This window comes from Streptomyces sp. CNH287, assembly GCF_000424825.1.
The window spans coordinates 135,582-159,188 of the sequence record NZ_KE384252.1 but is presented as its reverse complement, the minus strand read 5'-3'; the positions used below and the strand labels follow the sequence as shown (position 1 = coordinate 159,188).

General features: G+C 72.9%; 23 protein-coding genes and 2 tRNA genes. 20 read left to right on the top strand and 5 right to left on the bottom strand.

Annotated elements, in window-relative coordinates; all coding sequences use genetic code 11:
• Positions 1-12: 12 nt before the first annotated feature.
• From H299_RS0128150 to H299_RS0128140, 3 genes are all read left to right on the top strand, one after another.
• A tRNA-Val gene (locus H299_RS0128150) sits at positions 13-87 on the top strand.
• Between the two features lie 89 nt (positions 88-176).
• Positions 177-653, top strand: a complete 477-nt coding sequence (locus H299_RS0128145; protein WP_027751147.1) for an SRPBCC family protein — start codon at positions 177-179, stop codon at positions 651-653.
• Between the two features lie 56 nt (positions 654-709).
• Positions 710-781: transfer RNA gene (locus tag H299_RS0128140), tRNA-Val, on the top strand.
• Between the two features lie 21 nt (positions 782-802).
• Here the strand turns inward: H299_RS0128140 and H299_RS0128135 are convergent.
• Positions 803-1,465, bottom strand: a complete 663-nt coding sequence (locus H299_RS0128135) for a response regulator transcription factor (protein ID WP_027751146.1) — start codon at positions 1,463-1,465, stop codon at positions 803-805.
• Entirely contained in the window at positions 1,453-2,610 is a 1,158-nt protein-coding gene (locus H299_RS0128130) for a histidine kinase (RefSeq protein ID WP_027751145.1), read from the bottom strand. Before H299_RS0128130 ends, H299_RS0128135 begins: the two co-directional genes overlap by 13 nt.
• Before the next feature lie 171 nt (positions 2,611-2,781).
• Here H299_RS0128130 and H299_RS40035 point away from each other — a divergent pair, with 171 nt between their 5' ends.
• Positions 2,782-2,958: a hypothetical protein gene (locus tag H299_RS40035; protein ID WP_199782516.1), complete on the top strand. Its 177-nt coding sequence runs from the start codon at positions 2,782-2,784 to the stop codon at positions 2,956-2,958.
• An 18-nt stretch (positions 2,959-2,976) separates the two neighbouring features.
• Here the strand turns inward: H299_RS40035 and H299_RS0128120 are convergent, their stop codons facing one another.
• Positions 2,977-3,696, bottom strand: coding sequence for a hypothetical protein (locus H299_RS0128120; protein ID WP_027751144.1), 720 nt, complete (start codon positions 3,694-3,696; stop codon positions 2,977-2,979).
• A 166-nt stretch (positions 3,697-3,862) separates the two neighbouring features.
• Between H299_RS0128120 and thrS the strand changes: the two genes are divergently transcribed.
• Positions 3,863-5,842 (top strand): threonine--tRNA ligase, encoded by a 1,980-nt coding sequence (gene thrS / locus H299_RS0128115; protein WP_027751143.1) that lies wholly within the window; start codon positions 3,863-3,865, stop codon positions 5,840-5,842.
• Between the two features lie 125 nt (positions 5,843-5,967).
• Complete coding sequence (locus tag H299_RS0128110) at positions 5,968-6,516, top strand: HIT family protein (protein WP_027751142.1); 549 nt, start codon at positions 5,968-5,970, stop codon at positions 6,514-6,516.
• Positions 6,517-6,537: 21 nt separating this feature from the next.
• Here the strand turns inward: H299_RS0128110 and H299_RS0128105 are convergent, their stop codons facing one another.
• On the bottom strand, positions 6,538-8,208 hold the full coding sequence (locus tag H299_RS0128105) for a hypothetical protein (RefSeq protein ID WP_027751141.1): 1,671 nt from the start codon (positions 8,206-8,208) through the stop codon (positions 6,538-6,540).
• A 158-nt stretch (positions 8,209-8,366) separates the two neighbouring features.
• Positions 8,367-10,562 carry an elongation factor G-like protein EF-G2 gene (locus H299_RS0128100; protein ID WP_027751140.1) on the bottom strand — a complete coding sequence of 732 codons (2,196 nt, stop codon included), beginning with the start codon at positions 10,560-10,562 and terminating at the stop codon, positions 8,367-8,369.
• A gap of 220 nt (positions 10,563-10,782) precedes the next feature.
• Between H299_RS0128100 and pgsA the strand changes: the two genes are divergently transcribed.
• The 14 genes from pgsA to H299_RS0128030 all read left to right on the top strand — a co-directional run bounded on the left by pgsA (position 10,783) and on the right by H299_RS0128030 (position 23,605).
• Complete coding sequence (gene pgsA, locus H299_RS0128095) at positions 10,783-11,517, top strand: phosphatidylinositol phosphate synthase (protein WP_027751139.1); 735 nt, start codon at positions 10,783-10,785, stop codon at positions 11,515-11,517.
• The gene (locus tag H299_RS0128090; protein WP_027751138.1) at positions 11,514-12,425 is read left to right on the top strand and encodes a phosphatidylinositol mannoside acyltransferase; all 912 of its coding nucleotides are present in this window, start codon (positions 11,514-11,516) and stop codon (positions 12,423-12,425) included. The genes pgsA and H299_RS0128090 overlap by 4 nt, the downstream gene beginning before the upstream one ends.
• Positions 12,422-13,585, top strand: coding sequence for a glycosyltransferase family 4 protein (locus tag H299_RS0128085; RefSeq protein WP_027751137.1), 1,164 nt, complete (start codon positions 12,422-12,424; stop codon positions 13,583-13,585). The genes H299_RS0128090 and H299_RS0128085 overlap by 4 nt, the downstream gene beginning before the upstream one ends.
• A gap of 16 nt (positions 13,586-13,601) precedes the next feature.
• The gene (locus tag H299_RS0128080; RefSeq protein WP_027751136.1) at positions 13,602-14,159 is read left to right on the top strand and encodes a membrane protein; all 558 of its coding nucleotides are present in this window, start codon (positions 13,602-13,604) and stop codon (positions 14,157-14,159) included.
• A 166-nt stretch (positions 14,160-14,325) separates the two neighbouring features.
• Complete coding sequence (pdxS, locus tag H299_RS0128075; RefSeq protein ID WP_027751135.1) at positions 14,326-15,255, top strand: pyridoxal 5'-phosphate synthase lyase subunit PdxS; 930 nt, start codon at positions 14,326-14,328, stop codon at positions 15,253-15,255.
• Positions 15,256-15,337: 82 nt separating this feature from the next.
• Entirely contained in the window at positions 15,338-15,994 is a 657-nt protein-coding gene (pdxT, locus tag H299_RS0128070) for a pyridoxal 5'-phosphate synthase glutaminase subunit PdxT (protein WP_027751134.1), read from the top strand.
• 58 nt (positions 15,995-16,052) lie between these two features.
• A complete protein-coding gene (locus tag H299_RS0128065; protein ID WP_027751133.1) occupies positions 16,053-16,805 on the top strand; it encodes a YebC/PmpR family DNA-binding transcriptional regulator in 753 nt (250 codons plus the stop codon).
• A 119-nt stretch (positions 16,806-16,924) separates the two neighbouring features.
• Complete coding sequence (ruvC, locus tag H299_RS0128060) at positions 16,925-17,494, top strand: crossover junction endodeoxyribonuclease RuvC (RefSeq protein WP_027751132.1); 570 nt, start codon at positions 16,925-16,927, stop codon at positions 17,492-17,494.
• Positions 17,491-18,123, top strand: coding sequence for a Holliday junction branch migration protein RuvA (gene ruvA / locus H299_RS0128055; RefSeq protein ID WP_027751131.1), 633 nt, complete (start codon positions 17,491-17,493; stop codon positions 18,121-18,123). Before ruvC ends, ruvA begins: the two co-directional genes overlap by 4 nt.
• A 49-nt stretch (positions 18,124-18,172) precedes the next feature.
• The gene (ruvB, locus tag H299_RS0128050) at positions 18,173-19,240 is read left to right on the top strand and encodes a Holliday junction branch migration DNA helicase RuvB (protein ID WP_027751130.1); all 1,068 of its coding nucleotides are present in this window, start codon (positions 18,173-18,175) and stop codon (positions 19,238-19,240) included.
• Between the two features lie 165 nt (positions 19,241-19,405).
• The gene (gene yajC / locus H299_RS0128045) at positions 19,406-19,948 is read left to right on the top strand and encodes a preprotein translocase subunit YajC (protein WP_027751129.1); all 543 of its coding nucleotides are present in this window, start codon (positions 19,406-19,408) and stop codon (positions 19,946-19,948) included.
• 124 nt (positions 19,949-20,072) lie between these two features.
• Positions 20,073-21,851 (top strand): protein translocase subunit SecD, encoded by a 1,779-nt coding sequence (secD, locus tag H299_RS0128040; RefSeq protein WP_027751128.1) that lies wholly within the window; start codon positions 20,073-20,075, stop codon positions 21,849-21,851.
• A 3-nt stretch (positions 21,852-21,854) separates the two neighbouring features.
• Positions 21,855-23,027 carry a protein translocase subunit SecF gene (secF, locus tag H299_RS0128035; protein ID WP_027751127.1) on the top strand — a complete coding sequence of 391 codons (1,173 nt, stop codon included), beginning with the start codon at positions 21,855-21,857 and terminating at the stop codon, positions 23,025-23,027.
• Positions 23,024-23,605 (top strand): adenine phosphoribosyltransferase, encoded by a 582-nt coding sequence (locus tag H299_RS0128030; protein WP_486587463.1) that lies wholly within the window; start codon positions 23,024-23,026, stop codon positions 23,603-23,605. Before secF ends, H299_RS0128030 begins: the two co-directional genes overlap by 4 nt.
• Positions 23,606-23,607 lie beyond the last annotated feature (2 nt).

Here is a 23,607-nt window from a genome sequence, read left to right as displayed (position 1 = left end):
GGTGGCCGCAGCGGGCGATTAGCTCAGTGGAAGAGCGCTTCGTTCACACCGAAGAGGTCACTGGTTCGAACCCAGTATCGCCCACCACCCGTAGACTGGCTCCGATGATCCCGGAAGCCTGCCGCATCTCCCCCGGCCCGCTCGGGCCCAGTCCCCTCCTGCCCGGCTGAGGCGCGATGGCGGACCGGTGGAACCAGTACCGCTTCCGCAGTGTCTGGCCGCTGCCCGCACCCCCGCGCGCCGTCTTCCGCGTGCTGGAGCGTGCTGAGGAGTACACCTCGTGGTGGCGCCAGGTGCGCGAGGTGCGTCCACGGGACGAGGACTCCGGCACCGCGCGTTTCCGCTCCTTCCTGCCGTACGACCTCGAGGTCACCGTCCGTGCGCTCCGGCGCGACCCGGTGGCCGGGGTGCTGGAGGTCGAGCTGAGCGGGGATCTGGCCGGACGCGCCCGCTGGACGCTGCTGCCCGACGGGGCCGCCCGCACCCGCGCCGTCTACGACCAGCGGGTGGAGGTGTGCAAGCCGCTGATGCGCGCGCTCGCTCTGCCCGGCCGTCCGCTGTTCCTGGCCAACCACGCGCTGATGATGCGCGGGGGCCGTCGCGGGCTGAGCAGGCTGCTGGCCGAGGAGGGAAGGGGTTTGGATGAAGGGTGAGCGGCACGGTATGGTTCTCTCCGTGTCCAGGACCGTACGGTCCGCGGGCGCCAAGGGGGCGATTAGCTCAGTGGAAGAGCGCTTCGTTCACACCGAAGAGGTCACTGGTTCGAACCCAGTATCGCCCACCTCCAGCAGAGGCCGGTCCGTCAACTGACGGGTCGGCCTCCGGCGTTGAGGTAGGCGAGCACGGCCAGCACGCGCCGGTGGCCGCTGTCGCTCGGCGGCAGGCCCAGCTTCACGAAGACGTTCCCGATGTGCTTGCTGACCGCCCGCTCGGATACCGACAGGCGGCTCGCGATCTCGGTGTTGCCGTGCCCCTGCGCCATGAGCTGGAGCACCTCCCGCTCGCGCGGGGTCAGCGACTCCAGTGAATCCTCCCGGCCGCGGCGGGACATCAGCTCGGTGACCACCTCCGGGTCCAGCGCGGTGCCGCCCGCGGCGACCCGCTCCAGCGCCTCCAGGAACTCCTCCACCCGCCCCACCCGGTCCTTGAGCAGGTAGCCCAGCCCGCGCGCCCCGCCGGCCAGCAGCTCGGCCGCGTACGCCTCCTCGACGTACTGCGACAGCACCAGCACCGGAAGGTCCGGCATCTCCCGGCGGGCGGCGAGCGCCGCGCGCAGGCCCTCGTCCCGGAACCCCGGCGGCAGCCTTACGTCCAGCACCGCCGCGTCCGGGCGCCCGCTGAGCAGGGCGGGCAGCACCTCGGGGCCGGTGGCGGCCACCCCGGCCACCTCGTGGCCCGCCGAGGTCAGCAGGAGCACCAGCCCCTCCCGCAACAGCACGTTGTCCTCCGCGATCACCACACGCACGGCAGCTCCACCTCGACGACGGTCGGTCCTCCGACAGGACTGTCCAAGGCTACGGTCCCGTCCAGCGCGGCGACCCGGCGGCGGATGCCCAGCAGGCCGCTGCCGCGCTCCTCACGCGCACCGCCGCAGCCGTCGTCCTCCGCGCGTATGCGCAGCACGGTGGGGCGGGTACGGTCCAGCGTCACCGTGACCGCGGTGCCGGAGCTGTGCTTCGCGGCGTTCGTCAGCGCCTCGGCGACCACGAAGTACGCCGCCGCCTCCACCGCCGCCGCGGCGCGCGGCGCCTTCTCCACCCCCGGCGCGCACACCGTCACCCGCAGCGGGTGCGCGGCGGCCAGCGCCCGTACCGCGCCGGTCAGGCCGCGGTCGGTCAGGACCGGGGGATGGATGCCGCGCACCACCTGGCGCAGCTCCGCCAGCGCCTCCTCGGCCTGCTGCTGTGCGTCGTCCAGCAGCCGCCGGCCCGCCTCCGGGTCGGTGCCGTACGCGCGCCGGGCCAGCCCGATGCGCATGCTCAGGGCCACCAGCCGGGCCTGCGCGCCGTCGTGCAGATCGCGTTCGATGCGGCGCAGTTCGGCGCCGTGGGCGGCCACCGCGCCGGCCCGGGTCACCGACAGCTCCTGGACCCGCTCGGCCAGCTGAGCGCTGGGGGAGGGGCGCAGCAGCACCGCGGTCCAGCGGGAGTCCAGGTCCGCCAGCGCGTCGAACACCGGCAGCAGCACCGGCCGCCGGCGCAGCAGCCCGCACCACACCCCGTCCACCAGCAGCGCCAGCGGCCACAGGGGCAGCGAGACGTACAGCAGCAGGGGACCGATGAGCACCTGGGTGACCAGCCAGCGCGCGTCCCGCCAGGTGCCCGGATCGCAACTGGCCGTGCGTACCCGCTCGGTGAGCGGGCCGCCCATGGGCAGGTAGTGCTCCGGCACCCGCACGCCCAGCCGCCTGCCCGCGCGCGAGCGCGCGAAACGGGCCAGGCGGCGCAGCGCGAGCACCGCCTCGGGCCAGGTGGCCGCACCGATCAGTGCCGCCGCCATGACCGCGCACAGGACGAACAGCGGGATGGCCACGTAGCAGACCAGGGACAGCGCGAAGCCGACGAGCAGATGGCAGAACGCCCGCCACGCCGCGTGCAGGGCCGCTTTCATGTGCCTCACCGTATGCGAGGGTGTGGGGCCAGGAGGTGACCCCACCACCCGGGACCACGGTACAGCGCGCTCCACCATGCTCCGGGTGCGTGCTCCCTCGCCCCGGGCGGGCCGCGTCCGTAGCGTGGCCGGTGCCATGGACCACTACGGAAACCCCGGGAGGGACCCTCGATGACCGCTGCGCTCAAGGCGTCGCTGTGGACTGTGCTCCTGATCTTCCTCGGCGTCAACGTGGTCCTGAGCCTGCTCATGGACGACGGCGCGCTCCAACTGGCGCTGAGCGTGCTGTCCGGCCTGTGCACGCTCGGCGCCATCGTCGGGCTGGTGGTGCTGCGCCGCACCCGCTGAGCCGGGGGCGAGCGCGCCTCAGCGGTGCCGGGCGCCGCGCAGGGGCCAGGCCGGGTGGACCGGTGGCGCCGCGGCCGCCGGTGCGCACCACGAGACCAGCCCCCGCGCCCGCGCCGCGTACCAGACGGCCTGGAGCGCGTGCAGTTCGGCGGGGGAGAGCCGGGACAGCCGGGGGGCGAACCGGTGGCCCAGGGCGCGTACGAGCAGCAGTGCGGCGGTGGCCGCCCAGACGGCGTCCGCGTCCGTGCTCCCGCCCGCGCCGCCGTCCGGCGACGGCAGTGGAGACGCCAGCGGCGACGGGAGTGGTGACGGCTCCGGGGCGGCCGGTGCGCCGTAGTGCGCGCACAGTGCCCCGAGCGTCCGGTGCCCCGGCCGCTCGGGGTCGAACCGCCGGTCCAGGACGAGCGGATCGAGCACGCACAGCGAGTGGCGCCCCAGGCAGGCCGCCAGCGTCAGCTCGCGGTGCCGTATCAGCTCGCGGTCCAGCAGGGTCAGCGCGAACGGCGCGTTCAGCACCACCAGCGGCATGCCCGCCGCCGACCGCGCCGCCAGCGCGCGCGCCATCTCCTCCACGCCGGTGCCCGGCCGCGGGCCGGGGTGCCAGTGGTGCGCCGCCGGCTCGGCGCCCGGGGCGGACTGGCACACCAGCGAGGCGGACACGAGGCGGTCACGCTCGGCGTCCAGGCCCGTCGCGGAGGCGGCGAACGCCGCGAGCGGCCCCTCGTACCAGAACGTCATGCCCCACCCCCGGGTATCCGCGCCGTGGCCACGGGCTGGTGATACCGCACCCGGGCCCCGGCCAACCCTGTCGCACCGTTTCGCGGAGGGGCCCCGGCGCTCGGTACGATTCCTGACGCGCCCGGCGCTCGCCGGCGCGGCCCAGTCAGCATGTCAGGAGAGACCGGTGGCGGACGTCCGTGTGATCATCCAACGCGATTCCGAGCGGGAAGAACGCGTGGTGACCACGGGCACCACGGCCGCCGCGCTCTTCGAGGGCGACCGCTCCGTGGTCGCCGCCCGCGTCGGCGGCGAGCTGCGGGACCTCACCTGCGAACTCGCCGACGGCGACGAGGTCGAGCCGGTCGGCCTCACTAGCCAGGACGGCCTGGACATCCTGCGGCACTCCACCGCGCACGTGATGGCCCAGGCCGTGCAGGAACTCTTCCCCGCGGCCAAGCTCGGCATCGGCCCGCCCATCAGGGACGGCTTCTACTACGACTTCGACGTCGAGGAGCCCTTCACCCCCGAGGACCTCAAGCGCGTCGAGAAGAAGATGCAGGAGATCCAGAAGCGCGGGCAGCGCTTCGCCCGCCGGGTCACCACCGACGAGGACGCCCGCCAGGAGCTGGCCGGAGAGCCGTACAAGCTGGAGCTGATCGGCCTCAAGGGCGCCGCCGCCGAGGCGGCCGAGGGCGCCTCCGCGGAGGTCGGCGCGGGCGAGCTGACCATCTACGACAACCTCGACGCCCGCACGGGCGAGCTGTGCTGGAAGGACCTGTGCCGGGGCCCGCACCTGCCCACCACCCGGCACATCCCCGCGTTCAAGCTGATGCGCAGCGCCGCCGCCTACTGGCGCGGCAGCGAGAAGAACAAGCAGCTCCAGCGGATCTACGGCACGGCCTGGCCGACCAAGGACGAACTCAAGGCGCACCTGGAGTTCCTGGCCGAGGCCGCCAAGCGCGACCACCGCAAGCTCGGCTCCGAGCTGGACCTCTTCTCCATCCCCGAGGAGCTGGGCTCCGGGCTGGCCGTCTTCCACCCCCGCGGCGGCGTCGTGCGCCGGGTCATGGAGGACTACTCGCGCAAGCGGCACGAAGCGGCCGACTACGAGTTCGTCAACACCCCGCACATCACCAAGGCCAAGCTGTTCGAGACCTCCGGGCATCTGCCGCACTACGCCGAGTCGATGTTCCCGCCCATGGAGTTCGAGGGGCAGGACTACTACCTCAAGGCCATGAACTGCCCGATGCACAACCTGATCTTCCGGGCGCGGGGCCGGTCCTACCGCGAACTGCCGCTGCGGCTGTTCGAGTTCGGGACGGTCTACCGGTACGAGAAGTCCGGCGTGGTGCACGGCATGACCCGCGCCCGCGGCTTCACCCAGGACGACTCGCACATCTACTGCACCAAGGAGCAGATGCCTGGCGAGCTGGACGGGCTGCTGACCTTCGTGCTGGACCTGCTGCGCGACTACGGGCTCAGCGACTTCTATCTGGAGCTGTCCACCCGGGGCGACTCCGAGAAGTTCCTCGGCGAACCCGAGGAGTGGGCGGAGGCCACCGAGACGCTGCGCGAGGCCGCCGGCAAGCAGGGGCTGGAACTGGTGATGGACCCGGGCGGCGCCGCGTACTACGGGCCCAAGATCTCCGTCCAGGCCAAGGACGCCATCGGCCGCACCTGGCAGATGTCGACCATTCAGGTCGACTTCCAGCAGCCGAAGCGCTTCGCGCTGGAGTACACCGCGGACGACGGTTCGCGGCAGCAGCCGGTGATGATCCACCGGGCTCTGTTCGGCTCCATCGAGCGGTTCTTCGCGGTGCTGCTGGAGCACTACGCGGGTGCTTTCCCGGCCTGGCTGGCCCCCGTCCAGGCCGTCGGCATCCCCATCGGAGACGCGCACGTGCCCTACCTGCGGGAGTTCGCCGCCGAGGCGAAGGGGCGCGGCCTGCGGGTGGAGGTGGACGCCTCCTCCGACCGGATGCAGAAGAAGATCCGGAACGCGCAGAAGCAGAAGGTGCCCTTCATGGTCATCGCCGGTGACGAGGACCTGGCCGCCGGCGCCGTCTCCTTCCGCTACCGCGACGGCTCGCAGAAGAACGGCATCCCCCGCGAGGAGGCCCTCGCCGAGATCGCGGACGCGGTCGAGCGGCGCGTCCAGGTCTGACCCCCGGGCCCCGGCGGCCCCGCGCCCGACCCCCGCACCCGCGCTGTCCCACGGGTGCGGGTGCGGGGCCGCGGCGGCGCGCCCCTCGCTGCGGCGGCCCCGTGCGGGCCACTTATGCTGGCCGCATGACCAGCGAGCCGGAGCAGCAGATCGGGGTGGGGGTGCCGGACGCCTTCCAGCGTCTGTGGACACCGCACCGGATGGCGTACATCCAGGGGGAGAACAAGCCCAGCGGGCCGGGCTCGGCCGACGGCTGTCCGTTCTGCACCATCCCGGCCAAGAGCGACGAGGACGGACTCGTCCTCGCCCGCGGCGCGCACGTCTATGCGGTGCTCAACCTCTACCCGTACAACGGCGGGCACCTGATGACCGTGCCGTTCCGCCATGTCGCCGACTACTCGGACCTGACGTCCGAGGAGACCGCCGAGCTGGCGGAGTTCACCAAGCGCGCCATGACGGCGCTGCGCACCGCCTCCGGCGCGCACGGGTTCAACATCGGCATGAACCAGGGCTCAGCCGCGGGCGCGGGCATCGCCGCACACCTGCACCAGCACGTGGTGCCCCGATGGGGCGGCGACACGAACTTCATGCCGGTCATCGGCCACACGAAGATCCTGCCGCAGCTCCTGGCCGACACCCGCGCGATGCTCGCGGACGCCTGGCCCGCCGCCTGAGAGCGGCGGCGGGGTCGCCGCTCAGGCGTCGTACGCGTCCGCCTTGCCCGGCACCGCGGCCTGCACCGCGCCGCTGAGGGCCTGCGAGCGGGAGCCGAAGTCCGCCGTCTGGCAGCCGTTCTCCTCCAGCACGCGGATGGCCGCCGCGTGCACCACCCGCAGCACCGGGGTCGCCGCGCGCAGCGCGTCGTCCGCCATGAAGCGGTGCCGCCACGGCTTGTCCGCCCAGGCGTGCCGCAGCCCGAACGGCTCGGGCAGCGACAGCTTGCCGCCGAGGAAGTCGAGCACCGGCGGGAACCAGGTGAACGGCGCGCGCGCGGCGAGCCGGACGACCTCCTTCGCCTCCACCAGCGGCAGCGTCACCGTCTTGGTCTCCCAGAAGCGGACGCTCTTGGAGACCTCCTTGGTCTTCGGGCTCGGCTTGGAGGTGAAGAGCGGGTGCACCGGCCCCAGCGCGTGCCCGGTGACCTCGACGCGCAGGGTGTGGTGCAGCACCGTGACCGTGATCAGCAGAGTGATCACCAACTGGCCGTCCCAGAGCACGAACTGCACGCCCAGGTAGTGCCGGTTGCCGCTGCCGAACTGCTGCTCGTTGCAGATCCGCTGGACCTCGAAGTCGCGTATCCGGAAGCCCTCGACCTCCTGGCCCTCCGGCCGGCTGACGTCCTTGGCGCCCTCGCCGATGGGGGAGACGATCCAGTGCTGTATGCCCGGGGTCGGGAAGCCGCCGGTGTGCAGCGGGCCGCGCTCCAGCATGCCGAGCTGGTCGTGGATGGCGCGCACGACATCCCAGCTGCGGAAGGGGTTGATCTCGACGTCCGGGTCCACCGGGCGCAGCTCCTCGGCCAGCTGCCAGCTGCCCCACCGGGTGCCCATGCCCAGTATCCCCTTGGGCCCCGCGTAGTAGACGAGGTTGCTGGCCTGCTCGGCGCCGACCTTGGCCAGGCTGAGCCGGATGCGCTCGGCCCCCGCGTCGTTGGGGTTCTGCGGGACGGCCTCCGGGATCTTCGCGCCGATCCCGCCGCCGGAGAGCAGCGCGGACCAGCGTGCCCGCAGGTCCTTCGCGTACCGCTCGCAGATCCGCTTCGCCCACAGCCAGCCGACCAGCGGCGCCAGCACCATGGCCCGGACGTAGAGCGCCCAGAAGCCCTGCAGCGGCAGCCGGATGAGGACGACCGCGACGAGTATCCCCAGCGCGACCAGCGCCGCCATGCCGAACGCGCCCACCCGCTTGTTCTGCGAGCCCGCGATGGAGCGGCGCAGCTGGAAGACGATGAGCCACAGGAGCACCCCGGGCAGGAAGAGCAGCCCGAAGATCACCATGACCACCGTCAGCCGCGAGTCACGCTCCTTGCGGATGCGGTTGGCGGCCAGGCAGTGCTCCACGACCGCCCGCGGCTCCGTACCGAAGGACTGGATCAGCGGTTTGCGGGCGCCGCCGAGCATCCTGGTCTGCACGCCGCGCGAGAACGCCTCGCCCAGGTTCGGCTCGAAGAGGGAGAGCTTGGGAGGCTTCTGCGAGGCCTCCTCGTTGGCCTTGATGAGGGCCTCGACGGGTCCGTCGCGGTAGGCGGCGGAGGCGAGGGCGTGCGTCGCGGCCGTCTGGCCCCCCGCTCCGGAGAGCGGGATCTCCGCGCCGGGGCTGAAGTCGTACCCCGTCGTCTCGCTGCCGCGGTCGTCGAACCCCGCCACTGTGCCCCCACCCTGCTTCCGGAAAGCCATCACCGACCTTCGGGTTTTTCCCAAGAGCCGCCGACGGCACACCTGTTGTGCGCAGCTGCCAGACTAGCGCCGCCTCAGGCGGGGTTCACCCCGTTCGCGGCGACCGGCCCGGCCCGCCCCAAGTGCCCTCAGCCGCCGCCGTGCTCGCCCCGCATCCTGGCGGCCAGCTGCTCGGGCATCGGCTCGTGGCGTACGTACGTACGGGAGAAGCGGCCCGTGCCGTGCGAGAGCGAGCGCAGGTCCACCGCGTACCGGCCGATCTCCGCCTCCGGCACCTCCGCCCGCACCAGCGTGCCGCCCTCCGCGGCCTGCTCGGTGCCCACGACCCGGCCGCGGCGGCCGGACAGATCGCTCATCACCTGGCCCACGTAGCGCTCGGAGACCCGCACCACCACCTCCGCCACCGGCTCCAGCAGATGGATGCGGGCCCCCTCCGCGCAGTCCCGCAGGGCGAGCGCGCCCGCCGTCTGGAACGCGGCGTCGGAGGAGTCCACCGAGTGCGCCTTGCCGTCCAGCAGGGTGATCCGCACGTCCTCCAGCGGATACCCGGCGGCGATGCCGCGGGCCGCCTGGGCGCGTACCCCCTTCTCGACGGACGGGACGAACTGGCGCGGCACCGCGCCGCCCACCACCTTGTCGACGAACTCGATGCCCGCGCCGTTGGGCAGCGGGTCCACGGTGATCTCGCAGATCGCGAACTGCCCGTGCCCGCCGGACTGCTTGACGTGCCGCCCGCGCCCCGACGCCCGCTCCGCGAACGTCTCGCGCAGCGCGACCCGGTGCGTGACCGTGTCCACCCGCACGCCGTAGCGCAGCCGCAGCCGCTCCAGGGCGACGTCCCGGTGCGCCTCGCCCAGGCACCACAGCACCACCTGGCCGGTCTCCTGGCTCTGCTCCAGCCGCATGGTCGGGTCCTCCGCCACCAGCCGGGCCAGCCCCTGCGAGAGCTTGTCCTCGTCCGCCTTGCTGTGCGCCTCGATGGCGACCGGCAGCAGCGGGTCGGGCATCACCCACGGCTCCATCAGGAGCGGGTCGCCCCTGGCCGAGAGGGTGTCCCCGGTCTCGGCGCGGGTCAGCTTCGCGACGCAGGCGAGGTCGCCCGCGACGGCGCGGGCCAGCCCGTGCTGCTGCTTGCCGAAGGGCGCGGACAGGGCGCCCACGCGCTCGTCCACGTCGTGGTCCTCGTGCCCGCGGTCCGTCAGCCCGTGCCCGGAGACGTGCACCGTCTCGTCGGGGCGCAGCGTGCCGGAGAAGATCCGCACCAGCGAGAGCCGCCCCACGTAGGGATCGGAGGAGGTCTTCACCACCTCCGCCGCCAGCGGCCCGGCCGGATCGCAGGTCAGCGGCGGGCGCGGCGAGCCGTCCGGGGCCGTGACGGCCGGGATGCCGCGCTCCTGCGGGCCGGGGAAGCCGCCGGTGATCAGCTCCAGGATCTCCACGGTGCCCAGGCCGTGCCGCGCCCCGCCGACCGCGGGCGCCGCCGCCAGCACAGGATGGAAGACGCCCCGGGCGACGGCCTTCTCCAGGTCCGCGACCAGCGTCTGGGTGTCGCACTGCCCGCCGCCGACGTACCGCTCCATCAGGGACTCGTCCTCGCTCTCGGCGATGATCCCCTCGATCAGGCGGTCGCGCGCCGCCGCGAGCGCGGGCAGCTCAGCCGCGCCCGGGTCCCGCTCGGTGCGCTCACCGGTGGCGTAGTCGAAGACACGCTGCGACAGCAGCCCGGTCAGCCCCGTCACCGGCGCGTGGCCGTCCGCGCCCGGCGGACCGTACAGCGGCAGGTACAGCGGGAGCACGGCGTCCGGGTCCGCGCCGCCGAACTCCTCCTGGCACCGGGCGGTCATCTCGGCGAAGTCCGCCCGCGCGGCCTCCAGATGGGTGACCACCAGCGCGCGCGGCATCCCCACGGCCGCGCACTCCTGCCAGACCGCACGCGTCGCGCCGTCCACCCCGTCCGCCGCCGAGACGACGAAGAGGGCCGCGTCCGCCGCGCGCAGACCGGCCCTCAGCTCCCCGACGAAGTCGGCGTACCCCGGTGTGTCCAGGAGGTTGATCTTGACGCCGCCCCATTCCACCGGCACCAGGGACAGCTGCACCGAGCGTTGCTGCCGGTGCTCGATCTCGTCGTAGTCGGAGAGGCAGCCGCCGTCCTCCACCCGGCCCGCCCGGCTGACCGCGCCCGACGCCAGGGCCAGGGCTTCGACCAGGGTGGTCTTTCCCGCGCCGCTGTGGCCGACCAGCACCACGTTGCGGAGCGCGGCGGGGCGGTCGGCCGCCCGTACCCTGCCGGCGGCTCCGGGGTGTGCGTTCGCCTTGTCGCTCATCGTTACCTCCCGGACGGGGACCCTCGGCGTCCGGGCCGCACGTCCGGCCGCCCGGCGAAGCCTCGCCCCTCGAGCTTTCCACCGGTGCCCGCGCGCGTCCATACGTCGCGCAGCGGGCCGGGCGGGCCGTGCCGCGCGCCGCCCCCGCGCGCCTGACTACGATGGGGCACCCCGGTGGCCCGTCCGGCCGCCCGGTTCGTATCGACCCTTCGGGAAGGCCATGCTGAACAAGTACGCGCGTGCTTTCTTCACGCGTGTTCTCACGCCGTTCGCCACCTTGCTGCTGCGCCTCGGCGTGAGCCCGGACGCGGTCACGCTCGTCGGCACCGGCGGAGTGATGGCGGGAGCGCTGGCCTTCTATCCCAGGGGCGAGTTCTTCTGGGGCACGGTGGTCATCACCCTCTTCGTCTTCTCCGACCTCGTCGACGGCAACATGGCCCGGCAGCTGGGCCGTTCCAGCCGCTGGGGCGCCTTTCTCGACTCCACCCTGGACCGGGTCGCGGACGCGGCGATCTTCGCCGGGCTGGCCCTGTGGTACGCGGGCGGCGGTGACGACCTCACGCTCTGCGCGGTGACCCTCTTCTGCCTGGCCAGCGGGCAGGTGGTGTCGTACACCAAGGCGCGGGGCGAGAGCATCGGGCTGCCGGTGGCGGTCAACGGGCTGGTCGAGCGGGCCGAGCGGCTCGTCGTCTCGCTGGTGGCGGCCGGGTTCGCCGGACTGGAGACCTTCGGCGTGCCGTACATCGAGTGGCTGCTGCCGATCGCGCTGTGGGCCGTCGCCGCGGGTTCGCTGGTGACCCTGGTGCAGCGCGTGGTCACGGTGCGCCGCGAGGCCGCCGAGGCGGACGCCGAGCCCCAGGCCGCCGGCTCGGCCTCCGCCTCGGCCGGGGGGCGGAGCGACTCCTCCTCCGCGTCCCCGGGCACGGGTGCCGGCACCGGCGGCGAGCAGGGATGAGCGCCGCCCGCGACCGGTTGACGGGCTCGCTGTACGGCCTCGGCTGGGCGGGGGTGAAGCGGCTGCCCGAGCCGGTCGCCACCGCACTGGGCCGCCGGGTCGCCGACAGCACCTGGAAGCGGCGCGGCACCGGCGTACGGCAGCTGGAGCGGAACCTGGCCCGGGTCGTCCCGGACGCCTCCCCGGAGCAGCTGGCGCAGCTGGGCCGGGCGGGCATGCGTTCGTACCTGCGCTACTGGATGGAGTCCTTCCGGCTGCCCGCCTGGAGCCGGGAGCGGATCGGCGGCGCCGTGCACATCCACGACGTCGAGCGGCTCACCGAGGGCATCGCCTCCCCGCGCGGGGTGATCCTGGCCCTGCCGCACCTGGCCAACTGGGATCTGGCCGGGGTCTGGCTGACCACGCACCTGGGGGCGCGCTTCACCACCGTCGCGGAGCGGCTGCGCCCCGAGTCGCTCTACGACCGCTTCGTCGCCTACCGGGAGGGCCTGGGCATGGAGGTGCTGCCGCACGAGGGCGGCGCCGCATTCGGCACCCTGGCCCGCCGGCTGCGGGCGGGCGGCCTGGTCTGCCTGGTCGCCGACCGCGACCTGTCCGCGTCCGGCGTCGAGGTGAAGTTCTTCGGCGCCCCCGCCCGGATGCCCGCCGGTCCCGCGATGCTGGCCCAGCAGACCGGGGCGCTGCTGATGCCGGTGACGCTCTGGTACGACGGCACCCCGGTGATGAAGGGGCGGGTCCATCCGCCGGTCGAGGTGCCCGCGGGGGGCGGTCGGCGGGAGCGGGCGCAGGCCATGACACAGTCGACGGCGGACGTCTTCGCCGACGGGATCGCCCGGCACCCCGAGGACTGGCACATGCTGCAACGGCTCTGGCTCGAGGACCTCGGTCCAGGTGGGGAGAGAGCGTGAGGATCGGGATCGTCTGCCCGTATTCCTGGGACGTCCCCGGCGGCGTCCAGTTCCACATCCGGGACCTGGCCGAGCACCTGATCGGGCTGGGCCACCAGGTCTCCGTACTCGCCCCCTCCGACGACGAGACCCCGCTGCCGCCGTACGCGGTCTCGGCGGGCCGCGCCGTTCCCGTGCCCTACAACGGATCGGTCGCGCGGCTGAACTTCGGCTTCCTCTCGGCGGCCCGGGTACGCCGCTGGGTGCACGAGGGCGAGTTCGACGTCCTGCACATCCACGAGCCCGCCACCCCCTCGCTCGCCCTGCTGGCCTGCTGGGCCGCCCAGGGCCCCATCGTGGCCACCTTCCACACCTCCAACCCCCGCTCCCGGGCGATGATCGCCGCGTACCCGATCCTCCAGCCCGCGCTGGAGAAGATCAGCGCCCGGATCGCCGTCAGCGAGTACGCGCGCCGCACGCTCGTCGAGCACCTGGGCGGCGACGCGGTGGTCATCCCCAACGGGGTGGACGTCCACTTCTTCGCGGACGCCGCCCCCAGGCCCGAGTGGCAGGGCGGCACCCTGGGCTTCATCGGGCGCATCGACGAGCCGCGCAAGGGGCTCCCGGTACTGATGAAGGCCCTGCCGCGGATCGTGGCGGCCGTGCCCGGCACCCGGCTGCTGGTCGCGGGACGGGGTGATGAGGCGGAGGCGGTCGCCGGGCTGCCCGAGGCGGTGCGCGACCGCGTCGAGTTCCTCGGCATGGTCAGCGACGAGGACAAGGCGCGGCTGCTGCGCAGCGTGGACCTCTACGTCGCGCCCAACACCGGCGGCGAGTCGTTCGGCATCATCCTGGTGGAGGCGATGTCCTCCGGCGCCGCCGTGCTGGCCAGCGACCTCGACGCGTTCGCCCAGGTGCTGGACGGCGGCGAGGCGGGCCAGCTGTACGCCAACGAGGACCCCGACGCCCTCGCGGAGGCCGCGGTCGGCCTGCTGCGCGACCAGGAGCGGCTGGCCGCGCTCCGCGCCAGGGGGAGCAGCCACGTGCGCCGCTTCGACTGGTCGACCGTCGGAGCGGACATCCTGGCCGTCTACGAGACCGTGACCGCCGGGGCGCTCTCCGTGGCGCCCGACGAGCGAGCCGGGCTGCGCGCCCGGTTCGGGCTGGCCGCGCGGGACTGAGGGGACTGAGGCGCTGGTGCCCACCGTGACGACCTACATCGGGATCGCCGCCATCCTGCTGCTGATCACCGTCTACCTGAGCTGGACGGCCGGCCGCCTGGACCGGCTGCACGCGCGGATCGACGCGGCCCGTGCCGCCCTCGACGCCCAGCTGCTGCGCCGCGCCTCCGTCGCCCAGGAGCTGGCCACCTCCGGCATCCTGGACCCGGCCGCCTCGATGCTGCTCTACCAGGCCGCGCACGCCGCCCGGCAGGCCGAGGAGGAGCAGCGCGAGGTCGCCGAGAGCGAGCTGAGCCAGGCGCTGCGCGCGGTCTTCGCGGAGAAGGGGCAGATCGAGGCCGTACGGGCGGCGGCCGGGGGCACCGAGTCGGCCGCCGAACTGGGGGCCGCGGTGCGGCGTGTGCCGATGGCGCGGCGCTTCCACAACGACTCGGTGCGCGCGGCGCGGGCGCTGCGCCGGCATCGTACGGTGCGCTGGTTCCGGCTGGCGGGGCACGCGGTCTTCCCGCTGGCCTTCGAGATGGACGACGAGCCGCCCGGCCTGCTGGCCGACCGGGGCGGCGGGGCGGTCTGAGAGGCCGTCGCGCCGGCCGCTGCGGGGGGCGTTGCGGGGGGCGTGGCGCGCGGGCAGGCCACCGTGGCCGATTGGCCCTTTCGCCGCCTGCCCGGATCAGGGAGCGTAAGGGCTCGGGCCTACCATGGTCCTGTCAGCCTCTTTACCGTCGAGTGAGGTCAAATCCGTGTCCAGCACATCCCCCGCCCCGTCCGGGGCGGCTTCCGGCAGCACCCCCGAGACCGGCACGGCGCGCGTGAAGCGCGGCATGGCCGAGCAGCTCAAGGGCGGCGTGATCATGGACGTCGTCACCCCGGAGCAGGCGAAGATCGCCGAGGACGCCGGTGCCGTCGCGGTGATGGCGCTGGAGCGGGTCCCGGCCGACATCCGCAAGGACGGCGGCGTCGCGCGCATGTCCGACCCGGACATGATCGACGGCATCATCGGCGCCGTCTCGATCCCGGTCATGGCCAAGTCCCGGATCGGCCACTTCGTGGAGGCCCAGCTGCTCCAGGCGCTCGGCGTCGACTACATCGACGAGTCCGAGGTCCTCACCCCGGCCGACGAGGTCAACCACAGCGACAAGTGGTCCTTCACCACCCCCTTCGTCTGCGGTGCCACCAACCTGGGCGAGGCGCTGCGCCGGATCTCCGAGGGCGCGGCCATGATCCGCTCCAAGGGTGAGGCCGGCACGGGGAACGTCGTCGAGGCCGTCCGCCACATGCGTCAGATCAAGGCCGAGATCGGCCGGCTGAAGGCCCTGGACCACCACGAGATCTACGCCGCCGCCAAGGAGCTGCGCGCCCCCTACGAACTGGTGCGCGAGGTCGCCGACCTGGGCAAGCTGCCCGTCGTGCTGTTCTCCGCGGGCGGCGTCGCCACCCCGGCCGACGCGGCGCTGATGTGCCAGCTCGGCGCGGAGGGCGTCTTCGTGGGCTCCGGCATCTTCAAGTCGGGCGACCCGGCCAAGCGGGCCGCCGCCATCGTCAAAGCCACCACCTTCCACGACGACCCCAAGGTCGTCGCGGACGTCTCGCGCGGCCTCGGCGAGGCCATGGTGGGCATCAACTGCGACACTCTGCCCGAGTCGGAGCGGTACGCCTCGCGCGGCTGGTGAACGCCGCCTCTGCCGAACAGCGCCTCACGGGCGGCCCCGCGCGGGGCCGCCCGCGGTGCGCGAGGGAAGGGAAGCCCCACTCGTGAGCAGCATCCTCGTCGGCGTCCTCGCACTCCAGGGCGATGTCCGTGAGCATCTGGCCGCGCTGTCCGCGGCGGGCGCGGACACCATCACGGTGCGCCGGCCCACCGAGCTGGTCGAGGTCGACGCCCTGGTCATACCAGGCGGCGAGTCGACCACCATGGCCAAGTTGGCGACGGCCTTCGCTCTGCTGGAGCCGCTGCGCGCCCGCGTGCGCGACGGCCTGCCCGTGTACGGCTCGTGCGCGGGCATGATCATGCTGGCGGACAAGATCCTCGCTGCCTCCGTCCCGCCCGCCGGCGAGGCCGGGTGCTCCGGCCAGCCGACGGTCGGCGGCATCGACATGATCGTCCGCCGGAACGCCTTCGGGCGGCAGAACGAGTCCTTCGAGGCGGCCGTGGAGATGTCCGGGGTGCCGGGCGGCCCGGTGGAGGGCGTCTTCATCCGCGCCCCGTGGGTGGAGTCGACCGGCGCCCAGGTGGAGATCCTGGCCCGGCACGACGGACACCCGGTGGCCGTACGCCAGGGCGCCCTGCTGGCGACCGCCTTCCATCCGGAGCTGACCGGGGACCACCGCGTGCACGCGGCCTTCGTGGAGATGGCGCGCGCCCACCGGGCCGCCCGGAGCCCGCTCGCCCCCGCCGCGGCGGGGAACTGATCGGCGAGCGGTAGGATCTGCGCGTTGGTCCTGTTGGTGACATCGAAGGAGCGAGGCTGTGTCCGGCCACTCTAAGTGGGCAACCACCAAGCACAAGAAGGCCGTGATCGATGCCAGGCGCGGCAAGCTCTTCGCGAAGCTGATCAAGAACATCGAGGTCGCGGCCCGCACGGGCGGCGCCGACCCCGAGGGCAACCCGACGCTCTACGACGCCATCCAGAAGGCGAAGAAGAGCTCGGTCCCCAACAAGAACATCGACAGCGCGGTCAAGCGCGGCGCCGGACTCGAGGCCGGCGGCGCCGACTACGAGACCATCATGTACGAGGGCTACGGCCCCAACGGCGTCGCGGTCCTCATCGAGTGCCTCACCGACAACCGCAACCGTGCCGCCTCCGACGTACGCGTGGCCATGACCCGCAACGGCGGCTCCATGGCCGACCCCGGCTCGGTGTCCTACCTGTTCAACCGCAAGGGCGTCGTCATCGTCCCCAAGAGCGGGCTGACGGAGGACGACGTGCTGGGGGCCGTACTGGAGGCGGGGGCCGAGGAAGTCAACGACCTGGGCGAGAACTTCGAGGTCATCAGCGAGGCGACGGACCTGGTCGCGGTGCGCACGGCGCTCGTCGAGGCAGGCGTCGACTACGAGTCGGCGGACAACAACTTCCTGCCCAGCGTGCAGATCGAGCTGGACGAGGAGGGCGCGCGCAAGATCTTCAAGCTGATCGACGCGCTCGAGGACAGCGACGACGTGCAGAACGTCTTCGCCAACTTCGACGTCTCCGACGACGTCCTCGCGCAGGTCGACGCCTGACGCGCCGCCGCCCGGCACCGCCGCCGTCCGCCGCGCGGCCCGGCGGCGTTGTCAGTCCTGGCCGATAGCCTGCGGGTGACGGCGAAGGGCCGGGGCGAGCCGACGAGGGGAGAGGCGCGGTGCGTGTGCTGGGGGTGGACCCGGGGCTGACCCGCTGCGGCGTCGGCGTCGTCGAGGGCAGCGCCGGGCGTCCGCTCGCGATGACGGCGGTCGGCGTGGTGCGCACGCCGGCCGACACGCCGGTCGCCGAGCGGCTCGTCCTGATCGAGCGCGGCATCGAGGGCTGGCTGGACGACCACCGGCCCGAAGTCGTCGCGGTGGAGCGGGTGTTCAGCCAGCACAACGTGAGCACGGTGATGGGCACCGCCCAGGCCAGCGCCGTCGCCATGCTGTGCGCCGCGCGCCGCGGCCTCCCGGTCGCCCTGCACACCCCCAGCGAGGTCAAGGCTGCGGTGACCGGCACCGGCAGGGCGGACAAGACCCAGGTCGGCGCCATGGTCACCCGCCTGCTGCGGCTGGCCGAGCCGCCCCGCCCGGCGGACGCGGCGGACGCGCTGGCGCTGGCCATCTGCCACATCTGGCGCGCCCCCGCCCTTCTCCGCCTCCAGCAGGCGCACGAGAGGCAGGCCGCCCGGACGCCGCCGCCCGCCCGCACCGCCCGCCGCTCCCCGAAAGGCCGCCCCGCATGATCGCCTTCGTCTCCGGCCCGGTCGCCGCCCTCGCCCCGGACAGCGCCGTCGTGGAGGTCGGCGGTGTGGGCATGTCGCTCCAGTGCACCCCCGACACGCTCTCCACCCTCCGCGTGGGCCAGCACGCCCGGCTCGCCACCTCGCTGGTCGTCCGGGAGGACTCCCTCACCCTCTACGGCTTCGCGGACGACGACGAGCGGCAGACCTTCGAGCTGCTCCAGACGGCCAGCGGCGTCGGCCCCCGGCTCGCCCAGGCCATGCTCGCGGTGCACAGCCCCGACGCGCTGCGCCTCGCCGTCTCGACGGGCGACGAGAAGTCGCTGACCGCCGTGCCCGGCATCGGCAAGAAGGGCGCGCAGAAGCTGCTGCTCGAGCTGAAGGACCGGCTCGGCCAGCCGCTGGGCACCGGAGCCCGGGCGGGTGCCCGGCGCGCGGCGGCCCCCGGCCCCGCCCCCTGGCACGAGCAGCTGCACTCCGCCCTGCTCGGGCTGGGTTACGCGCAGCGGGAGGCGGAGGAGGCGGTGGCCGCGGTCACCCCGCAGGCCGAGGCCGCCGAAGCCGCGGGCACCGCCGCGCCGGTCTCCGAGCTGCTGCGCGCCGCACTGCGCACGCTGAACCGGGCGCGCTGACCCGCCCGGCGGGCGGCCCGCCCCACCACCACGACCCGAGGCTGACCTGATGAACTGGGACGAGAACACCACGGCGGCACCCGCCGACGGCGAGGACCGCCTGGTCGGTGCCGCGGCCGACGGCGAGGACCAGGCGGTCGAGGCCGCGCTGCGCCCCAAGGACCTTGGCGAGTTCATCGGCCAGGCCAAGGTGCGCGAGCAGCTGGACCTGGTCCTGCGCGCCGCCCGCGCCCGCGGTTCGGCCGCCGACCACGTGCTCCTCTCCGGCGCGCCCGGACTGGGCAAGACCACGCTCTCCATGATCATCGCGGCTGAGATGGAGGCGCCGATCCGGATCACCTCCGGTCCCGCCATCCAGCACGCGGGAGACCTGGCCGCGATCCTCTCGTCGCTCCAGGAGGGTGAGGTCCTCTTCCTGGACGAGATCCATCGCATGTCCCGGCCCGCCGAGGAGATGCTCTACATGGCGATGGAGGACTACCGCGTCGACGTCATCGTCGGCAAGGGCCCCGGCGCCACCGCCATCCCCCTCGAACTGCCCGCCTTCACCCTGGTCGGCGCCACCACCCGGGCCGGGCTGCTGCCGCCGCCGCTGCGCGACCGCTTCGGCTTCACCGCGCACATGGAGTTCTACGAGCCGGCCGAGCTGGAAGCGGTCATCCACCGCTCGGCCCGCCTGCTGGACGTCTCCACGGACGCGGAGGGAGCCGCCGAGATCGCCGGCCGCTCCCGCGGCACCCCCCGGATCGCCAACCGCCTGCTGCGCCGCGTGCGGGACTACGCCCAGGTCAAGGCGGACGGCGCGATCACCCGGGAGATCGCCGCCAGCGCCCTCGCCGTCTACGAGGTGGACGAGCGCGGTCTCGACCGCCTGGACCGCGGCGTCCTGCACGCGCTGCTGAAGCTCTTCGGCGGCGGCCCGGTGGGCCTTTCCACGCTGGCCGTGGCGGTGGGGGAGGAGCGGGAGACGGTGGAGGAGGTCGCGGAGCCCTTCCTGGTACGGGAGGGGCTGCTCGCGCGTACCCCGCGCGGCCGCGTCGCCACCCCCGCCGCCTGGGCGCACCTGGGTCTCGTCCCGCCCGGCGGCACCGCGCAGGGGCCGTTGTTCGGAGCGTGAGCGTGCCGCGACTCGCTTGGGCAGGAACCCAAGTGCCATGCTTGACGTTGTTCCATCGGCGACAGCTCGCTTAGACTCCGCCGACGCCATCCGCCCCGGACGGCATCCCCGCCCCCGAATACCAGGCCGCTGAGACGCGGTCGTGCGAAGGAAATTGCTTCCGCCGTGAATATCGTGACTCTCCTCCCGTTCGTCGTCCTCATCGGGGCCATGTTCCTGATGACCCGGTCGGCCAAGAAGAAGCAGCAGAAGGCCGCACAGATGCGTGACCAGATGCAGCCCGGCACCGGCATCAGGACGATTGGGGGCATGTACGCCCTGGTCAAGGAGGTCCGCGAGGACGCGGTCCTGCTCGAGGTCGCCCCCGGCCTGCACGCGCTCTACGCCAAGAACGCGATCGGCGCCGTCCTCGAGGAAGAAGAGTTCGAGCGCATCGTGAACGGCGAGCCGGTCGACCTGAAGATCGACGACGCCCCGGTCGTCCCGGACGACGCCTCCGCCCTGACCGAAGCCGGAGACGCGGACCGGGAGGGGAAGATCGACCTCGGCAAGTCCGGCACCGAAGGTGACGGCGACCGCGCCGCCGAGGGCTCCGCCGATGACGCGGACAAGGCGGCCGAGCCGGACGACGACGCGAAGCACGAGGCCGAGGCCGCGGCCGACGCTCCCGAGGACGCCAAGCGCAAGGGCGACAGCGGCTCCAAGTAGCGCCGGCGCTGTCGGGGTGGACTCGGCCCCGACGGCCAGGCACCCGAACACCACTTCGTGTGCCGCGCGGCGGTGACCCGGTACGGCGGGCCGGCGCGGGCGGCTGGACAGGAGATACGAGAAGGTGGCAGCACCGAAGAAGGGCCGCAGGTCCACGGGTGCCCAGGGGAATCCGGGGCGTGCCCTCCTGCTGATTCTGCTGGCCATGGTGGCGCTGACCGGGGGGATGTTCCTCTCCGGTCATACGACACCCCGCCTGGGCATCGACCTCGCGGGCGGTACGAGCATCACGCTCGAGGCCAAGAGCCAGCCGGGCCAGAAGGACGCGATCAACTCGACCAACATGAACACCGCCGTCGGCATCATCGAGCGGCGTGTGAACGGTCTGGGTGTCCAGGAGGCCGAGGTCCAGACCCAGGGCGACAACCACATCATCGTCAACATCCCCAAGGGGTCGAACGAGAAGCAGGCCCGGGAGCAGGTCGGCACCACGGCCAAGCTGAACTTCCGTCCCGTGCTGACCTACGCCGACGCCGCCCCGCCCAAGCCGGAGCCGAGCCCGTCCGCCTCCGGCGGCACGGAGAAGCCCAAGGGCGAGAAGCCGAAGGACGAGGAGCCCAAGGGCGAAGGCCGCGACGAGAAGGCCGACCCCTCGCCCAGCGCCACCACCCAGGGCCGTGCCGTCACCGAGGGCCTGGCGGACGAGGAGTCCCCGAAGCCCTCCGGCTCGCCCGCTCCGTCGGAGGTGCCCGCACCTGACCCGAACGCCCCCGCGCCCGACGCCGGCATCCCGGCGGCCGTGCAGAAGGCGTTCGCCGCGGCGGACTGCTCCACCAAGGAGTCCCGCTCCAAGGTCGGCCGCGCGGCGGCGGAGGGCAAGGGCGACGAGCCCGTCGTCGCCTGCGACTCCGAGCAGCCGCTCAAGTACGTGCTCGGCCCCGTCGCCGTGCAGGGCAAGAACGTCTCGGATGCCAAGGCCGCCCTCGACCAGCAGCGCGGTGGTGGCTGGCTGGTCCAGATGTCGTTCGACGACAAGGGCAGCAAGGCGTTCGGCGACGTCACCGGTGAGCTGTCCCAGAAGCAGCAGCCGCAGAACCAGTTCGCGATCGTGCTGGACGGCGAGGTCGTCTCCGCCCCCAGCGTCAGCGAGCGCCTCGTCGGCGACGCCGAGATCTCCGGGAACTTCAACCAGCAGTCCGCCGAGGACCTGGCCAACATCCTGTCCTACGGTGCCCTGCCGCTCTCCTTCGAGGAATCGGACGTCACCACGGTGACCGCCGCCCTCGGCGGCGACCAGCTCCAGGCCGGCCTCCTGGCCGGGGCCATCGGCCTCCTGGTGGTGATCATCTACCTGATCGCCTACTACCGCGGCCTGTCGCTGATCGCGATCGTCAGCCTGATCTTCTCCGCGATCCTGACCTACACGATCATGTCGCTGCTGGGTCCGACCATCGGCTTCGCGCTCAACCTCCCGGCCGTCTGCGGCGCCATCGTCGCCATCGGCATCACCGCGGACTCCTTCATCGTCTACTTCGAACGCATCCGGGACGAGATCCGGGAGGGCCGTACGCTGCGGCCCGCGGTGGAGCGCGGCTGGCCGCGCGCCCGGCGCACGATCCTGGTCTCCGACTTCGTCTCCTTCCTGGCCGCCGCGGTCCTCTTCATCGTCAGCGTCGGCAAGGTCAAGGGCTTCGCGTTCACCCTCGGGCTGACCACCTTGCTGGACGTCGTGGTGGTGTTCCTGTTCACCAAGCCACTGATGACGATCCTGGCGCGCAAGAAGTTCTTCGCCAGCGGACATCCCTGGTCCGGGCTCGATCCGAAACGGCTCGGTGCCAAACCGCCGCTGCGTCGCAGCCGGCGCCCCTCCACCGCCAGCTCCGACCACCCGAAGGAGGCGTGAGAGATGTCGCGACTCGGCAACCTCGGCGCCCGGCTCTACCGCGGTGAGGTCGGTTACGACTTCGTCGGCAAGCGGATGCTCTGGTACGGCGTCTCCATCCTGATCACCATCACCGCGATCGTCGGCCTCGGTGTGCGCGGCCTGAACATGGGCATCGAGTTCGAGGGCGGCGCGGTCTTCACCACGCCCAAGACCACGGCCTCGGTCGACCACACCAAGGAGACGGCGGAGAAGCTCTCCGGCCACGGCGCCATCGTCCAGCAGCTGGGCGACGGCGGGATGCGCATCCAGATCTCCCAGGTCGACACGGAGAAGTCCACCAAGGTCAAGGAGGCCCTGGCGGAGGAGCTGAACGTCAAGAGCGGCGACATCAACGCGCAGCTGGTCGGCCCCAGCTGGGGCAAGGAGATCGCGAACAAGGCCTGGACGGGCCTGGCGATCTTCATGGTCCTGGTGGTGATCTATCTGGCCATCGCCTTCGAGTGGAGAATGGCCGCGGCCGCGCTGGTCGCCCTGATCCACGACCTGACGATCACCGTCGGCGTGTACTGCCTGGTCGGCTTCGAGGTCACACCGGGCACGGTGATCGGTCTGCTGACCATTCTCGGATATTCGCTCTACGACACCGTCGTCGTCTTCGACGGCCTCAAGGAAGCCAGCCGGGGCGTCACCAAGCAGACCAGATTCACTTACAGCGAGATGGCCAACCGCAGTCTCAACGGCACGCTGGTGCGCTCCATCAACACCACCGTGGTGGCCCTGCTGCCCGTCGCCGGGCTGCTCTTCATCGGCGGCGGCATGCTGGGCGGCGGCATGCTCAACGACATCGCGCTGTCGCTGTTCGTCGGCCTCGCGGCCGGTGCGTACTCCTCGATCTTCATCGCCACCCCGCTGGTCGCCGACTTCAAGGAGCGGGAGCCGCAGATGAAGGCGCTGGCCAAGCGGGTGCACGCGAAGCGGCTCAAGGCCGAGGAGCACGAGCCGGACCCGAGGGAGAAGACCTCTCAGGCCGGTACGGCCGAGCCGGAGCCGGACGACGCGCGGGACGCCGCCGAGGGCGACGAGCCCGAGGACGCGGCTCCGGCCACCGCGGGAGTCGGCGGTCAGCGCGTCCGTCGCCAGCAGTCCCCCTCCCGGGGCAGGGGCCGCGGCCGTCCGTCGGGGAAGCGGCGGTGAGCCCGGTGGTGCCGGAGCCCGTGCTGCCCGAAGCGGTCTCCGGCGAGGTGCGCGAGCTGCTGCTCAGCCGCATCCGCGACGTCGCCGACTACCCCAGGCCTGGTGTGATGTTCAAGGACATCACACCGCTGCTGGCCGACCCCGAGGCGTTCTCCGCGCTGACCGGGGTGCTGGCGGGGCTGTGCCGCAAGCACGGCGCCACCAAGGTCGTCGGTCTGGAGGCGCGCGGCTTCATCCTCGCGGCTCCGGCCGCGGTGCAGGCGGGCGTCGGCTTCGTCCCCGTGCGCAAGGCGGGCAAGCTCCCCGGCGCGACCCTGGGCCAGGCGTACGACCTGGAGTACGGCAGCGCCGAGATCGAGCTGCACGCGGAGGACCTGGCGGCGAGCGACCGCGTGCTGATCATCGACGACGTGCTCGCCACCGGCGGCACGGCCGAGGCCTCCCTCCAGCTGGTCCGCCGCGCCGGTGCGCACGTCGCCGGTCTGGCCGTACTGCTGGAGCTGGGCTTCCTCGGCGGCCGTGCGCGGCTGGAGCCCGCCCTGCGGGACGCGCCGCTGGAGGCCCTGGTCACGGTCTGAGC

Bases quoted from the DNA above. Each gene is read 5' to 3' on its own strand.
- H299_RS0128145 (WP_027751147.1), top strand. From the start codon at position 177: ATGGCGGACCGGTGGAACCAGTACCGCTTCCGCAGTGTCTGGCCGCTG.
- H299_RS0128130 (WP_027751145.1), bottom strand. From the start codon at position 2,610: ATGAAAGCGGCCCTGCACGCGGCGTGGCGGGCGTTCTGCCATCTGCTC.
- H299_RS40035 (WP_199782516.1), top strand. From the start codon at position 2,782: ATGACCGCTGCGCTCAAGGCGTCGCTGTGGACTGTGCTCCTGATCTTC.
- H299_RS0128120 (WP_027751144.1), bottom strand. From the start codon at position 3,696: ATGACGTTCTGGTACGAGGGGCCGCTCGCGGCGTTCGCCGCCTCCGCG.
- H299_RS0128110 (WP_027751142.1), top strand. From the start codon at position 5,968: ATGACCAGCGAGCCGGAGCAGCAGATCGGGGTGGGGGTGCCGGACGCC.
- H299_RS0128100 (WP_027751140.1), bottom strand. From the start codon at position 10,562: ATGAGCGACAAGGCGAACGCACACCCCGGAGCCGCCGGCAGGGTACGG.
- pgsA (WP_027751139.1), top strand. From the start codon at position 10,783: ATGCTGAACAAGTACGCGCGTGCTTTCTTCACGCGTGTTCTCACGCCG.
- H299_RS0128090 (WP_027751138.1), top strand. From the start codon at position 11,514: ATGAGCGCCGCCCGCGACCGGTTGACGGGCTCGCTGTACGGCCTCGGC.
- ruvA (WP_027751131.1), top strand. From the start codon at position 17,491: ATGATCGCCTTCGTCTCCGGCCCGGTCGCCGCCCTCGCCCCGGACAGC.
- ruvB (WP_027751130.1), top strand. From the start codon at position 18,173: ATGAACTGGGACGAGAACACCACGGCGGCACCCGCCGACGGCGAGGAC.
- secF (WP_027751127.1), top strand. From the start codon at position 21,855: ATGTCGCGACTCGGCAACCTCGGCGCCCGGCTCTACCGCGGTGAGGTC.